Origin of the sequence: Nocardiopsis sp. YSL2 (assembly GCF_030555055.1) — a bacterium.
Lineage (GTDB): Bacteria > Actinomycetota > Actinomycetes > Streptosporangiales > Streptosporangiaceae > Nocardiopsis.
Genome location: NZ_JAMOAO010000001.1, coordinates 1339471 through 1352865, shown reverse-complemented (window position 1 = coordinate 1352865; position 13395 = coordinate 1339471). Strand labels below are relative to the sequence as shown.

Below are 13395 nucleotides of genomic sequence, written 5' to 3'. Positions count from 1 at the left end.
CATGTGCGGTCGCTATGCCCAGTCCCGGAACCAGCACGAGCTCCAGCTCGCGTTCGACCTGCCCGAGGAGGCCCTGCCCGAGGATCCCGATCCCCGGGCCTGGCCGCCACTGGAGGAGCTGCCGCCGGACTACAACATCTCGCCCGGCCGACCCGTGTACGCGGTGCTCGGTCCACCGCCCCGCGGCACCGGCCCGGCCGAGCCCGGACCGGCCTCCCTGCACACCATGCGCTGGGGCCTGGTCCCCTCCTGGGCCAAGGACCGCAACATCGGCTACCGGATGATCAACGCGCGCAGCGAGACCATCGCCGACAAGCCCGCCTTCCGTACCGCCTTCCGCCGCCGCCGCTGCCTGCTGCCCGCCGACGCCTACTACGAGTGGCAGCTGGTCGGCAAGGACGGCCGGGTGGAGGCCAGCACCTCACCCGTCACCGACCCCCACCACAAGAAGCGCAAGGCCAGGGCGGCCAAGAAGCCCTACGCCATCCACTACCCGGACGGCGCGCCCCTGGCCATGGCCGGGATCTTCGAGCGGTGGCGCGACCCCGAAGCCGACGAGAACGACCCCGCCGCCTGGCTCTGGAGCTGCGCGGTCGTCACCACCGACGCCGCGCCCGCCCTCGCCCACATCCACGAGCGCATGCCCGTCATCCTGCCCTCGGCCACCTGGTCGACCTGGCTGGACCCGCGGGCGGAGCCGGACGACCTCCTCCACGTGCTCGCGCAGACCCCGGCCGAGGCCTTCGACGTGGACGAGGTCTCCACCGACGTCAACACCATCAAGAACAACACCCCCGACCTGCTCACCCCCGTCGCCGGGACCGCCGGACCGGAGCCGGACACACTTTTCTGACCCCCGGGCCCCTGGACAGGTCCCGGTGGGAGGCGGATATGGTGTGCGAGGCCACAGGGCCGGGCGCACCCACGGGGCGCCACCGCACGCGTGACGTGCCATATGTGAATAAGCAACGCGGGAGCTCGCACCATGGCGGGCTGAGAGGGCGGCTCAAGGGCGTCGCCGACCGCAGAACCTGTTCGGGTAATTCCGACGTAGGGAGGCATGCCATGACGGCTGTTGACGGCCGCGACACCGGTTCCACCACCGACGTGCACCAGGTGACCACCGGTCCCATCATGGGATCGACCAAGGTCCACCGGGAGATCGACACCCCCGAGGGGCTCACGCTCCGCGTTCCGCAGCGGCGGGTGGAACTCAGCAACGGCAGCCACTTCGACCTGTACGACACCTCAGGCCCGTACACCGACGACTCCGCGCTCATCGACGTCCACGCAGGGCTGCCCAGGACCCGCCAGGCCTGGATCGAGTCCAGGGAACCCGTCAACGGGGCGGTCACCCAGCTGGCCCACGCCAAGGCCGGGACCATCACCCCCGAGATGCGCTTCGTGGCCGCCCGCGAGGGCATGGACCCCGAGTACGTCCGCCAGGAGGTGGCCCTGGGCCGGGCGGTGATCCCGGTCAACCGCTGCCACCCCGAGTCCGAGCCGACCATCATCGGCAAGAACTTCCTGGTCAAGATCAACGCCAACATCGGCAACTCGGCGGTGACCTCCTCCGTCCCCGAGGAGGTCGAGAAGATGGTGTGGGCGACCCGCTGGGGCGCCGACACCGTGATGGACCTGTCCACCGGCAAGCGCATCCACGAGACCCGCGAGCGCATCATCCGCAACTCGCCGGTCCCCATCGGCACGGTTCCGATCTACCAGGCGCTGGAGAAGGTCAACGGCGACCCCACCGCTCTGAGCTGGGAGGTCTACCGCGAGACCATCATCGAGCAGGCCGAGCAGGGCGTCGACTACATGACCGTCCACGCGGGCGTGCTGCTGCGCTACGTGCCGCTCGCGGCCCGGCGCGTCACCGGCATCGTCTCGCGCGGCGGCTCGATCATGGCCGCGTGGTGCCTGGCCCACCACAGGGAGAGCTTCCTCTACACGCACTACGAGGAACTCTGCGAGATCTTCCGCGAGTACGACATCACCTTCTCCCTCGGTGACGGCCTGCGCCCCGGCTCCATCGCCGACGCCAACGACGAGGCGCAGTTCGCCGAGCTGCGCACGCTCGGCGAGCTCACGCACATCGCCCGCGCGCACGACGTGCAGGTGATGATCGAGGGGCCGGGCCACGTGCCGATGAACAAGATCGCCGAGAACGTGCGCCTGGAGGAGGAGCTGTGCGGTGAGGCGCCGTTCTACACGCTCGGCCCCCTGGCCACGGACGTCGCGCCCGGCTACGACCACATCACCTCCGCCATCGGTGCCGCGCAGATCGGCTGGCTGGGCACCGCGATGCTCTGCTACGTCACTCCCAAGGAGCACCTGGGCCTGCCCAACCGCGACGACGTCAAGACCGGCGTCATCACCTACAAGCTCGCCGCGCACGCCGCCGACATCGCCAAGGGCCACCCCAAGGCGCAGGAGTGGGACGACGAGCTGTCCAAGGCGCGGTTCGAGTTCCGCTGGCAGGACCAGTTCCACCTCGCCCTCGACCCCGAGACGGCCCAGGCCTTCCACGACGAGACCCTGCCCGCCGAGCCGGCCAAGACCGCGCACTTCTGCTCCATGTGCGGGCCGAAGTTCTGTTCCATGAAGATCTCCCAGGACGTGCGCAAGTACGCCGAGGAGAACGGACTGGACACCGTCGCCGCGATCGAGAAGGGCATGGCGGACAAGTCCGAGGAGTTCGCCGAGCACGGCAACCGGGTGTACCTGCCCCTGGCCGACTGAGGCCCGGGCGCCTGCCGCCGCCCGGTGCGGGCGGCGGCAGGTCCGGGACCGGCCGGATTCGGCCCGGCCCCGGACCGGGGTCAGCCGAGGTCGGCGAGGAAGCGCAGCTGGGCGCGCATCTGCTCGCCGCCGCCGCCCTCGTGGCCGTTCCAGGGCCACACGGTGATGTCCTTGGGGCCCGCCCAGTGGTTGTGGGCGGCGAACACGGTGGAGGGCGGGCACACCTCGTCCATCAGGGCCACCGAGTACAGCGCGGGCACCCGCCCGCGCGCGGCCAGGTTCATCCCGTCGAAGTAGGACAGCGTGCGCATCACCCGCTCCTCCTGGCCGCGGTGGGCGGCCAGGAAGCGGACCAGTTCGGCGTAGGGCTCCTTGCCGGTGATCTCCACGGCCCGGCGCATGTGGCACAGGAACGGAACGTCGATCACGGCCGCCCGCACCCCGGGGTGCAGGGCGGCCGCGGCCTGGGCGATGGCCCCGCCCTGGCTCCCGCCCGACACCGCGACCCGGTCGGCGTCGACCGCCGGGTGGCCGGCGGCGGTGTCCACGGCCCGCACCGCGTCGGTGAACAGCCGCCGGTAGTAGTAGGTCGCCGGGTCCAGCACGCCCCGGGTCATCATCCCGGGCGCCTGCGCGAACGCGCCGCCGTCGGGGTCGGCCGTGGCGCCGGGCGCGTGGTGGGCGGCCCCGCCCTGGCCGCGGCTGTCCACGATCAGGGCGGCGTGGCCCGCGGCGGCCCACACGGTGTGGTCCTCGGCGAAGCCCCGGCCGCCGCCGTAGCCGATGAAGCGGACGACGCACGGCAGGGGACCGTCGGCGCCCCTGGGCACCAGGAGCCAGGCGTTGATCCGGTGGCCGCCCCAGCCGGAGAACGAGGCGTCGTACACCTCGACGCCCGTCAGAGCGGTGTCGGCGGGGGTGAACTCCGGGGACAGGTCGAACTCGGCGGCCTCGGCGAGCGTCTTGCTCCAGAAGTCGTCGAAGTCGGCTGCCTCGGTGCGCTCGGGTGTGTACGTCCGGAGTTCGTCGAGGGGGAGGTCGAACAGAGCCATGTCTCTCCAGGGTCCGTGGCGGGGGCCGGCGGGTCACCGAACGCTAGCGTAAGCGCTTTCCAGGGGTGGCGACCAGGGCGGTGGCCAACGCGTCGGTGACCAGGACGACGAGGGCGCGGGCGCTCCCGTCGGGGCGCCGACCGGCCCCCGGCCGCCGGTCAGTCCGGTTTGCGGGCGCTGGCCACCATGTGCACGCCGACGTAGTCGTCGGACTCGGTGGCCCTCAGCTCCATCTCCACCAGGCGGCCCATCGACCGCGGGTCCCGCGCCAGCATCATCTCCACCGTCGACGCCGACAGGACCGTGCGCGGCTTGATCCACTCCAACTCCAGACCCGCGTCCACGAGGGTCTCGGTGAGCTGTTCGCCGGTGAAGCACCGGGTGATGGAACCGTCCGGCCACGGGACCAGCAGGACGTCGGCGCTCGGAGCGTGGCTCAGCTCCGGCCAGCAGTCCTGCTCGGCCAGCAGGGCCATGCCCAGCACCACCGAGTCGACGCTCACCAGCGTCCGGCCGCCGGGGCGCAGCACCCGGGCCACCTCCGCCAGCGACGACTCGGTGGCCAGGTGCCGGGACAGGACGCGGTTGTCGGCGATGACGCCGTCGAAGGCCTCGGAGGCGAATCCGCGCAGGAAGTCGGAGTCGCCCACGACGCGGCGCAGCCGTCCCCTGCGCGCGGGAGGCGGCACCGTGGCGTGCCCGTTCACCAGGGTGAGCGGGCGGCGCAGCGCCAGGTCCAGCGACGGGAGCAGGGTGACCACGTCGTGTCCGGCGGCCACGGCACGGGGTGTGCCCTGGAAGTCGGGGCTGGACAGGTCGAGCAGCCGCGAGGGTGTGGGCGGGAGCCAGCGCGCCGTCTGAGCCTCCGCCACAGCCCAGTAGAAACGCCAGTAGTCCGACAGTCGGTCGGGGGTGGCGAACTGAGCGGCGGGGGACCGGGGGCGATCGGACGCCGGAGTCGAGGACGGACGCACGTGCACTCCTCTCCCATCCTTCATTGGTCCTACCCGCACTCTGCCATGCCTCACCTCGTCGACCGAGGTAAACGACAAAGTCGTGCAGGTCGCGGGTACCGGCTTCGCCCAGGGCGGAATCAGTCCGGGGGGCGCGTTGTTGAGATCGACACCGCGCCCGGAGCCAGGAAGCCGGGCCGATGAGGGTGAGATCACAAGGAGGAGCGCCAGACCATGGCGACAGCCGGTGCGTGCCTCGTACGCGAGGAAGAGGTGTCGGCGCCACGTGGCGCCGATGCGCGGGTCACAGGTGTGGGATCGTATCGTGTGGATATGGATGCCGCAGCTGGGACCAGCGCGAGGAGGCCGACGGGCTTGGAACAGGGCCAAGAGACAGCCGAGGAGCGGGACGAGCGCTTCGAGAGGGATGTTCTGCCCTTTCTCGACCAGCTCTACTCCGCCGCCCTGCGGATGACCCGCAATCCCGCAGACGCCGAGGATCTGGTCCAGGAGACCTTCGCCAAGGCGTTCGGTTCGTTCCACCAGTTCAAACAGGGGACGAATCTCAAGGCGTGGCTGTACCGCATCCTCACCAACACCTTCATCAACTCCTACCGCAAGAAGCAGCGTGAGCCCAAGCAGGCCGGGACCGAGGACGTCGAGGACTGGCAGCTGGCACAGGCCGCCTCGCACACGGCCGCGGGCCTGAAGTCGGCCGAGGCCGAGGCGTTGGAACACCTTCCCGACAGCGACGTCAAGCGGGCGCTCCAGGAGCTGCCCGAGGACTTCCGCATCGCGGTGTACCTCGCCGACGTCGAGGGCTTCGCCTACAAAGAGGTCGCCGAGATCATGGGGACGCCGATCGGGACGGTCATGTCCCGACTGCACCGAGGGCGTCGCCAGCTCCGGTCTCTGCTGGAGGAGTACGCGGTGGACCGCGGTTTCCTCGGAGCGACGCGTGCGGCCGAGGCCGCCGGTGCCGTCGCCTCGGGATCGTCCGCGGCCGGACGGGTTGAGGCGACTGGGTCGGATCGAGGAGATCGGTGATGGGCGGCGGCCACGGCAAGGACCACGACACCCCGTGTAGCGAGGTGCTCGACAAGCTCTACACGTACATCGACGGGGAGCTTGAGGAGGGCAACTGCGAGGACATCCGCCGCCACCTGGACGGATGCGGACCCTGTCTGGACGAGTACGGACTCGAGGAGGCCGTGAAGAAACTCGTCGCCAAGCACTGCGGGTGTGATCCCGTGCCCATGGATCTGCGCGACAAGGTGCTCGGGCGCCTGGCCCGTGCCCGCAACGAGGAATTGGCGCGCGAGGGGCGGGCCGAGCGGCTGGAGTCCCCCGGGACTCCAGCCTGACCTTCCGGGAAAAGCCGGAGCCGGAGGCCTCGGTCCAGGGTGGAAGCACCGCCCTTCGCGTAGCGCCCGGGGGCGATGGCGGCAGACGGGTGGGAAGAAGAAGAGCCCTCCCCGGCCGGCCGGACCTTCGGACGACACAGAGCGGCGACAGCTGGAATGCCAGCTGTCGCCTTTTTTGTGCGCATGCCGGATTTTATGGCGATTAATGTTCTATGTCGTGGTGTGGTCTGTTTGTCGCCGTTTGTGGGGTCGTCGTGTCGGATTCCCCATCCCTGTCGGGGTTTTGGTCATGGCGGCGCCTGTGGTTACTTGGCGGTACCGACACGACACGCCCGGAGCGCCCGGGCGAATCGCCGTCGTGACCGACTCGGAATGATTTTTACCAGGCCGATGTGCGCGCGGCCGGGGCGGTCACGGAACGTAGTCATGGCTGGCTGGAGGGCAGGCGAGGGTGGCGCTCGGCGCCGCTGTGTTCGTGGATCGGTGCCGAGTGTCCGATGTCGCCTGATTACTCAGAGTCATTGGTCATCATTACTAATGGAATTCGTAATTCCATGTTTCGGAATCCATGACCCAATTGGCGGGCCCTTGTGCTGCCGGTTCGGGTTGTGGTGAATCAGGGGGGCGTGAGGGCCCGTTAAACTGGTCGCCATATCCAACGAATGGGGTAATTTACGCGGCGCGCGCCGAGGAATTCGCGCGCGGCCGCTTCGGGGGAGAGGGGACAAGCATGTTCGTACACATGATCCAGGCACTCGCTATCACCCAATGGGTCGCGGCCACCATCTCCGGATGGTCTTGGTGGTAGAACAGAACCGGTGAAACCATGACAGTCCGGTCGTCGTTGGTGGGGGGTGAACGGGGGTGCGGGCTCTTCCCGGGGGCGCGCGTGTCTACGTCGGAATCGTCGTTGTCAGTGCGGTCACCATCATGCTCGTCGGGCCCTATTCGGGCATCGATCTGAAGACCCTGGTCTTCGTCGCGGTCCTGTTCGTGGTCGCGGAATCGATCAGCACGATCGTCGTCGCGGACGTCAAGGCCGGGATCTCACCGAGCTCGGCGGTGTCACTGGCCGCCGTGGTCCTGGTGGGCCCGGTCGGCGCGGCCGTCGTCGGTTTCGCCTCCTGCCTGACCATTCGCAGGCAGAGCCTGATCAAGCGGTCCTTCAACGGGGCCCAGTTCGCACTGGCGGCCTTCGCCGCCGGACACGTCTACGTACTGCTCGGCGGCACCGTGGGGGAACCGGCCCGGGAGGACTTCCCGGGCGTCGTGTTCCCCTACGTCGCCGCCGTGCTCACCCACACGCTGGTCAACTCCGTGCTCATCGGTCTGCTCATGTGGACCCTGGGCGCGGTCCGGGAGCGCCACGGCGGCCGGTTCCGCTGGCGCCCCCTGATGGCCGTCGAGCTGTCGTCGATCGGCTACCAGATGCTCGGCCTGGCCATCGCGGCCGTGTGGGGCGGCGTCGGCCTCATCGCGCCGCTGCTGGTCCTGCTTCCGCTGTTCATCGCCCGCTGGACCTTCGCGCAGCAGTCCGGTGAGGCCCGCGCGCACGAGGCGACCCTCGCCACCCTCTGCCAGGCGGTGGAGACCAAGGACTACTACACCCGCGGCCACAGCATGCGCGTCGGCGAGGGCGCCGCGATGATCGCCCGCGAACTGGGTATGCCCGCCGAACGGGTGCAGAAGATCCGCTACGCGGGAATGCTGCACGACATCGGCAAGCTCGGGGTGCCCACCAAGGTGTTGCAGAAGACCGGCAAGCTCACGGACGACGAGTACGCGGCGATCAAGCTGCACCCCACGCGCGGATACGAGATCGTCCGGGAGATCAGCTTCCTGGACGAGGCCCTGGCCGGGATCCGCCACCACCACGAACGCCTGGACGGACGCGGCTACCCCATGGGCCTGGTGGGGATGGAGATCCCCGAGTCGGCCCGTGTCATCAGCGTCGCCGACGTCTTCGACTGCCTCACCTCCACGCGCTCCTACCGCCAGGCGTGGTCGGTGGAGGACGCCATCGCCGAGCTCCGGCGGTGCGCCGGCACCCAGTTCGACCCGCGGATGGTCGAGGCGCTGGTCCGGGCCGTGGAGCGGGACGGGTGGCAGACCCCGGACATCGCCGAGCCGCCCGGCGGGACCTACGGCGGGAACGATCGTCCCGATTCCGAGGCCCCGGAGGCACCCGTGCCCGACGCCGCCGACCAGGACACCGGGACCGCGCAGGCACCCGCGTCCGGCGCGCCCGCCGACACGGGCTCCGCCCCGGCCGAGGCAGTGACGGGCGGGCGTGACCGGTGATGACACAGCGGCAGTCCGAAGGCCCCGCGCCGTCCGGATCCGAGACGGACCCGACGGCGGTGGGCCCGCCCGGCCGACGGCGCGCGGGCGTGCCCTGGACCGACCGGCCCGTGCGCGCCGTCCTGGTCGGAGCGGTGGGCGCGGGCGCCCTGGCCGCCGTCGGCTGGACGGCCGTCACCGGATTCACCGGGCCCTACACGGCGCTGGCCTTCTGCCTGGTGATCGCGGTCGGGGAGCTCGCCCGCATCACCCTGCCCGGCCACCGTGAACTCGCGCCCATCGCCTCGGCCGGGGCGATCAGCTACTCGCTGCTGCTGAGCCTGGGGGACGAACCGGTCCTGTACCCGGCCTGGCAGGTCGTGGCCGTGGTCGCCCTGGGCGTGGCGCTGGGCGAACTGCCGCACGTGGCCGTGGGCCGCGGCCCCCAGGTCGAGGGCGTCGCCCGGCGGGTCCTCGTTGCGATGCTGCTGGCGGTCACCTTCCGGCCCCTGGTCGAAGGGCTGTCCCTGGTCGGCCCGTCGGCGACCGCGACGCTCCTGATGGCGGCACTGGTCGTGCTCGCCTGGATGACGGACACCCTGGTGGCCGCCGTCCTGCGGGCCGAACGGCTGCGCACGAGGGTCCTGGTGGCCGTCGGCGACGAGATCCGCGCCCAGTCCGCGGCGGGCGCCGCCATCGGCTCCAGCGGCGTGCTCATCGCCCTGGCCTGCACGGTGACCGGGCTCGTGGGGCTCCTGGTGTTCACCGCGCCCCTCCTGGTGTCGCAGGTGGCCTTCCGCAGGCACGCGGAGGTGCGGCGCACCTACCTGGAGACCGTACGCGCGCTCAGCCGGGTCACCGAGGTCGGCGGCTACGTCGAGAACGGCCACTCGCGCCGGGTCGGGAACCTGTCCCGCGCCGTGGGCTGCGAGCTCGGCCTGGTCGAGGCGCAGCTGCTGGAACTGGAGTACGCGGCACTGATGCACGACATCGGCCAGCTGTCGCTGCGCGAGCCCATCGCGGGCGGGGCGACCGTCCTGGCCTCCCCCCGGGAACAGCGGCGCATCGCGGAGCTGGGGTCGGCGATCATCCGCGAGACCGGGGTCCTGGACAACGTCGCCGAGCTCGTCCGTCGCCAGTGCGAGCCCCTGGACGGGGACGGGGACGAGGGCGTGCCGCCGCTGGGGAGCCGGATCATCAAGGTCGCCAACGCGTTCGACGACCTCGTGGGCGGCAACAGCGACGAGGAGCGCCGCGCCGCCGTCCTGGAGCGGCTGCGGATGGACACCGACAGCGAGTACGACCCCCGCGTGGTGGACGCGCTGGCCGTGGTGCTCGGGCGCCTTTGAGACGGGGCCTTCGCGCCTTCCGGTGTGCCCGCTCGTTCCTCACGGACCCACCTCCAGCCACTCCAGGACCCGTCGGCGCCCTCGCCGTGCCTTCTTTGGGCCGCCGCTCGTTCCTCGCTTTGGCCCGGATCAACCCCCCTGGGGTTCGGCAGGACGGCACCTGCGCGTCCAACAACCCCCTGGGGTTCGGCAGGACGGCACCTGCGCGTCCAACAACCCCCTGGGGTTCGGCAGGACGGCACCTGCGCGTCCAACAACCCCCTGGGGTTCGGCAGGGCGGCACGTGCGCGTTCGGCCCCCTGGGGTTATGGCGGGCTGACCGGTCGAGCCCTGGGGGCACGGGGGCGGTGTGCTTGCAGGATCCCGGGGTCCCGTGGGGCTGGACGGCCGACGGGACCCCAGGGGCGGGGCGCCGGGTGGACCACTGGGGGGGTCAGTCCGTCGGGGGGCGCAGGCGTGTGACGAACTTGTACCGGTCGCCCCGGTAGAGCGAGCGCACCCACTCCACGGGGTGGCCGTCGCCGTCGAAGCTGTGCTGGCAGTGCAGGACCAGGGGCAGGCCCACGTCCACGCCCAGGAGCCGGGCCTCGTTGGGTGTGGCCAGCACGGTCTCGATGGAAGCCTCCGCCTCGGCCAGGGAGACATCGTAGGCGCTCGCCAGTGCCTCGTAGAGCGAAGCGTAGCGGTCGAGCTGGCGTCGGAGTCCGGGAAAGCGCCGCGCGGCGAGGTGGGCCGTTTCCACGGCCATCGGCTCGCCGTTGGCCAGGCGCAGCCGCTCGATGCGCAGCACGCGCCCGCCGGACCGGATCGCCAGCAGCTCGGCGAGCTGGTCGTCGGCGTTGATGTAGCTCACGTCCAGGATCCGGGTCGCCGGGTGCAGCCCGTGCGCCCGCATCTCCTGCGTGTAGCTCGTCAGCTGCAGCACCTGCGCGACCTTCGGCTTGGCCACGAAGGTGCCCTTGCCCTGGATCCGCAGCAGCCGGCCCTCGACCACCATCTCGGTCAGCGCCTGCCGCACGGTGGTGCGCGAGGTGCCGAACTGGGCGGCCAGCGTCCGCTCCGGGGGCACGGGGTTGCCCGCCGGCATGGCGTCGATCAGCTCCAGCAGCTGCTTCTTCACCTGGTAGTACTTCGGCACCCTGGGGTTGCCGTCCAGTGTGCGCTGACCTGTCATCAGTCTCCTCCACCGCGATCCGAGCTCTGCCACACGCCCGTCCGGAGGTGGTCGTGGCGGCGGGGGCGGGCCGCCGATTGGTGTGGACCACTGGTCGAGTGCGTATCCCTTGAGTATGCACGCCTTCATGGGATGATTTGTGAGTGCCTCACCTCAGTGATCTCATCAGACGCCACACGTCACTCAAGCAAGCCGACCTGGAGTGGATCCACGCCCTGGTCTCCGACTGGCAGCTCCTGGCCGACCTTTCCTTCGCGGACCTCGTGCTGTGGGTGCGTCTGCGCGGCGACGACGGCTGGGTGGCCATCGCCCAGATGCGTCCGACGACGGGGCCGACGGCCTTCCAGGACGATCTGGTCGAAACCGTGCTGCTCGACGACATGACCGATCTCACGTCGCGGACGGCGCCGCGTGTGGTCGGCCGACGGGCGCTGATCGACCGTGCCTGGAGCGAGGGCCGCATCTGCCGTGACGGGGACCCGGACTGGTCCGGGGGAGTCCCGGTCCGGGAGGAGACGGTCCCGGTCCGCAGGCAGGGGCGCCTCATCGGCGTCATCCAGCGGAGCACCAACCTCAGCTCGGCGCGCACCCCCAGCCGCCTGGAGCTGACCTACCTGCAGAGTGCCGGGGACCTGGCGCAGATGATCGCCGAGGGCGTCTTCCCCTTCGTGGACCAGGGGCCGCTCATGGTGCGCTCGCCCCGCGTCGGTGACGGCCTGCTGCGGCTGGACCAGAACGGTGAGGTGGTCTACGCCAGCCCCAACGCCCTGTCCGCCTACCGGCGGCTGGGACTGGCGGCCGACCTGGTGGGTGCGCGGCTGGACCGGACCACGCTGGAACTCGCGGAGTCGGGGGAGGCGCGCGACGAGGCGCTCACCTATACGGCCAGCGGCCGGGCGCCCCAGGAGGCGGAGGTGGAGGCGCGCGGGGTCACCGTGCAGATCAGGGCGATCCCCCTGGTGATCGACGAGGTGCGGATCGGCGCCCTGGTGATGGTCCGCGACGTCACCGAGCTGCGGCGTCGCGAGCGCGAGCTGATGACCAAGGACGCCACCATCCGGGAGATCCACCACCGGGTGAAGAACAACCTGCAGACGGTCGCCGCCCTGTTGCGGCTGCAGTCACGGCGCCTGGACATCCCCGAGGCGCGCGCGGCGCTGGACGAGGCGGTGGGCCGGGTCGGCTCCATCGCGATCGTGCACGAGATGCTCTCGCACACGCCCGACGAGGTCGTGGACTTCGACGACATCGCCGACCGCGTCATCCAGATGGCGGCCGAGGTCTCCTCGACCGACGGAGTGGTGGTGCCCCGCCGCGTGGGCGGTTTCGGCCTGCTGTCGGCCCTGGTGGCCACACCGCTGTCGATGGTCCTCGCCGAACTGGTCCAGAACGCCGTCGAGCACGGGCTGGGCCAGGGGCCCGGCCGCATCGAGGTCCGCGTCCAGCGCTACGACGCCGGTCCCGGATTCCCGGGCACCAGCAGTCTGGAACTCGCGGTCTCCGACGACGGGGGAGGCCTGCCGGCCGACTTCGACCTGGAGGGGACCACGAGCCTGGGTCTGCAGATCGTGCGGACCCTCATCGTGGGAGAACTGGGCGGCACACTGGCCATCAAGCCCAAGGAGACCGGCGGCACGGAGGTGGCCATCACCCTCCCCGTGGAACAGGAGGAGCCGGAACTCCGCTGAACCCGGGGCCACCCCCGCTGACCCGCGAGCCGTTGTCCGTTCACGGGACCACACGGGGGTGGGTGGTCACCTGGGCGCCCGCGGAACGACCGGGGGTCGGAGGGAGGCCGTGCGGTCGAGGGGTGCGCCGGGGGTCGCGAGGGCACCGGAACGGAGGCGATCCGAGGACGGGGCGGGGTGAAGCGGGAGTCCGGGGGAGACTCAGCTCCGTACCATCGGCCGGCGTGCGGACTCGCGCTTGCGGATGCGGCGGCGCTCGTCCTCGCTGGTTCCGCCCCAGACACCGCCGTCCTGGCCGCTGTCGAGGGCCCAGCGCAGACACGCGGCGCTGACGGGGCAACTGTTGCAGACCGCCTTGGCTTCCTCGATCTGGATCAGTGCGGGGCCGAAGTTGCCAATAGGGAAGAAGAGCTCAGGGTCTTCGTCACGGCAGGCTGCGTCATGGCGCCAGTCCATGCGGTCCACTCCTCACGGTGAGGCGATCGGGGTATTGTGAAGCTTTTCACGACCGTGTGCGTAACCTGCGTCTACGCTTGCGGTGCGTATGCTTGTACGAATGTGTCCGCGTATCGTGCGTGGAGCGCCCGGTGGATGGGTTCCACCGGAGGGAGTCGCAGCCAGTGAGGTTCAGCTTTCACCCCATGGCCACATGGGAAGCGCCCCAATTAACTCGCCCGTAACCCGCGGCGATATCTTGAGCGTGACAGGCTTGTTGGGCGCGTGCAAGGCTTCCCGAGGCCAAAGGTCCCAATCGGCGTGTCGGGTGCGTCACACAGCCCCTGACCTCCGCGCA

The 13395-nt window shown here is 70.5% G+C and carries 11 protein-coding genes and 1 riboswitch; of the genes, 7 read left to right on the top strand and 4 right to left on the bottom strand.

What is annotated here, in order from left to right:
• Position 1: 1 nt before the first annotated feature.
• Together M1P99_RS05820 and thiC are read left to right on the top strand one after the other, a co-directional pair.
• Positions 2 to 853, top strand: a complete 852-nt coding sequence (locus M1P99_RS05820) for an SOS response-associated peptidase (RefSeq protein ID WP_304451645.1) — start codon at positions 2 to 4, stop codon at positions 851 to 853.
• A 107-nt stretch (positions 854 to 960) separates the two neighbouring features.
• A riboswitch (TPP riboswitch) is annotated at positions 961 to 1072 on the top strand.
• The gene (thiC, locus tag M1P99_RS05815; RefSeq protein ID WP_304451644.1) at positions 1066 to 2742 is read left to right on the top strand and encodes a phosphomethylpyrimidine synthase ThiC; all 1677 of its coding nucleotides are present in this window, start codon (positions 1066 to 1068) and stop codon (positions 2740 to 2742) included. It overlaps the preceding riboswitch by 7 nt.
• 80 nt (positions 2743 to 2822) lie before the next feature.
• On the opposite strand, the gene M1P99_RS05810 is transcribed toward thiC, so the two are convergent.
• On the bottom strand, positions 2823 to 3794 hold the full coding sequence (locus tag M1P99_RS05810; protein WP_304451643.1) for an acetylxylan esterase: 972 nt from the start codon (positions 3792 to 3794) through the stop codon (positions 2823 to 2825).
• A 158-nt stretch (positions 3795 to 3952) separates the two neighbouring features.
• Complete coding sequence (locus tag M1P99_RS05805; protein WP_304451642.1) at positions 3953 to 4774, bottom strand: methyltransferase; 822 nt, start codon at positions 4772 to 4774, stop codon at positions 3953 to 3955.
• A 348-nt stretch (positions 4775 to 5122) separates the two neighbouring features.
• Here M1P99_RS05805 and M1P99_RS05800 point away from each other — a divergent pair, with 348 nt between their 5' ends.
• From M1P99_RS05800 to M1P99_RS05785, 4 genes are all read left to right on the top strand, one after another.
• The gene (locus tag M1P99_RS05800; protein WP_053615618.1) at positions 5123 to 5794 is read left to right on the top strand and encodes a sigma-70 family RNA polymerase sigma factor; all 672 of its coding nucleotides are present in this window, start codon (positions 5123 to 5125) and stop codon (positions 5792 to 5794) included.
• The gene (gene rsrA, locus M1P99_RS05795) at positions 5794 to 6111 is read left to right on the top strand and encodes a mycothiol system anti-sigma-R factor (RefSeq protein WP_304451641.1); all 318 of its coding nucleotides are present in this window, start codon (positions 5794 to 5796) and stop codon (positions 6109 to 6111) included. Before M1P99_RS05800 ends, rsrA begins: the two co-directional genes overlap by 1 nt.
• 930 nt (positions 6112 to 7041) lie before the next feature.
• On the top strand, positions 7042 to 8412 hold the full coding sequence (locus tag M1P99_RS05790; protein WP_304455589.1) for an HD-GYP domain-containing protein: 1371 nt from the start codon (positions 7042 to 7044) through the stop codon (positions 8410 to 8412).
• A complete protein-coding gene (locus tag M1P99_RS05785; RefSeq protein WP_304451640.1) occupies positions 8412 to 9740 on the top strand; it encodes an HD-GYP domain-containing protein in 1329 nt (442 codons plus the stop codon). The genes M1P99_RS05790 and M1P99_RS05785 overlap by 1 nt, the downstream gene beginning before the upstream one ends.
• Positions 9741 to 10173: 433 nt before the next feature.
• Here the strand turns inward: M1P99_RS05785 and M1P99_RS05780 are convergent, their stop codons facing one another.
• Positions 10174 to 10914: a GntR family transcriptional regulator gene (locus tag M1P99_RS05780; protein ID WP_304451639.1), complete on the bottom strand. Its 741-nt coding sequence runs from the start codon at positions 10912 to 10914 to the stop codon at positions 10174 to 10176.
• A gap of 143 nt (positions 10915 to 11057) precedes the next feature.
• On the opposite strand from M1P99_RS05780, the gene M1P99_RS05775 reads away from it, so the two are divergent.
• On the top strand, positions 11058 to 12602 hold the full coding sequence (locus M1P99_RS05775) for a sensor histidine kinase (protein ID WP_304451638.1): 1545 nt from the start codon (positions 11058 to 11060) through the stop codon (positions 12600 to 12602).
• A gap of 201 nt (positions 12603 to 12803) precedes the next feature.
• Here M1P99_RS05775 and M1P99_RS05770 read toward each other — a convergent pair whose 3' ends face one another.
• Positions 12804 to 13058, bottom strand: coding sequence for a WhiB family transcriptional regulator (locus tag M1P99_RS05770; RefSeq protein WP_304451637.1), 255 nt, complete (start codon positions 13056 to 13058; stop codon positions 12804 to 12806).
• Positions 13059 to 13395: the final 337 nt, after the last annotated feature.

Bases quoted from the DNA above. Each gene is read 5' to 3' on its own strand.
- M1P99_RS05820 (WP_304451645.1), top strand. From the start codon at position 2: ATGTGCGGTCGCTATGCCCAGTCCCGGAACCAGCACGAGCTCCAGCTC.
- thiC (WP_304451644.1), top strand. From the start codon at position 1,066: ATGACGGCTGTTGACGGCCGCGACACCGGTTCCACCACCGACGTGCAC.
- M1P99_RS05810 (WP_304451643.1), bottom strand. From the start codon at position 3,794: ATGGCTCTGTTCGACCTCCCCCTCGACGAACTCCGGACGTACACACCC.
- rsrA (WP_304451641.1), top strand. From the start codon at position 5,794: ATGGGCGGCGGCCACGGCAAGGACCACGACACCCCGTGTAGCGAGGTG.
- M1P99_RS05790 (WP_304455589.1), top strand. From the start codon at position 7,042: ATGCTCGTCGGGCCCTATTCGGGCATCGATCTGAAGACCCTGGTCTTC.
- M1P99_RS05785 (WP_304451640.1), top strand. From the start codon at position 8,412: ATGACACAGCGGCAGTCCGAAGGCCCCGCGCCGTCCGGATCCGAGACG.
- M1P99_RS05780 (WP_304451639.1), bottom strand. From the start codon at position 10,914: ATGACAGGTCAGCGCACACTGGACGGCAACCCCAGGGTGCCGAAGTAC.
- M1P99_RS05770 (WP_304451637.1), bottom strand. From the start codon at position 13,058: ATGGACTGGCGCCATGACGCAGCCTGCCGTGACGAAGACCCTGAGCTC.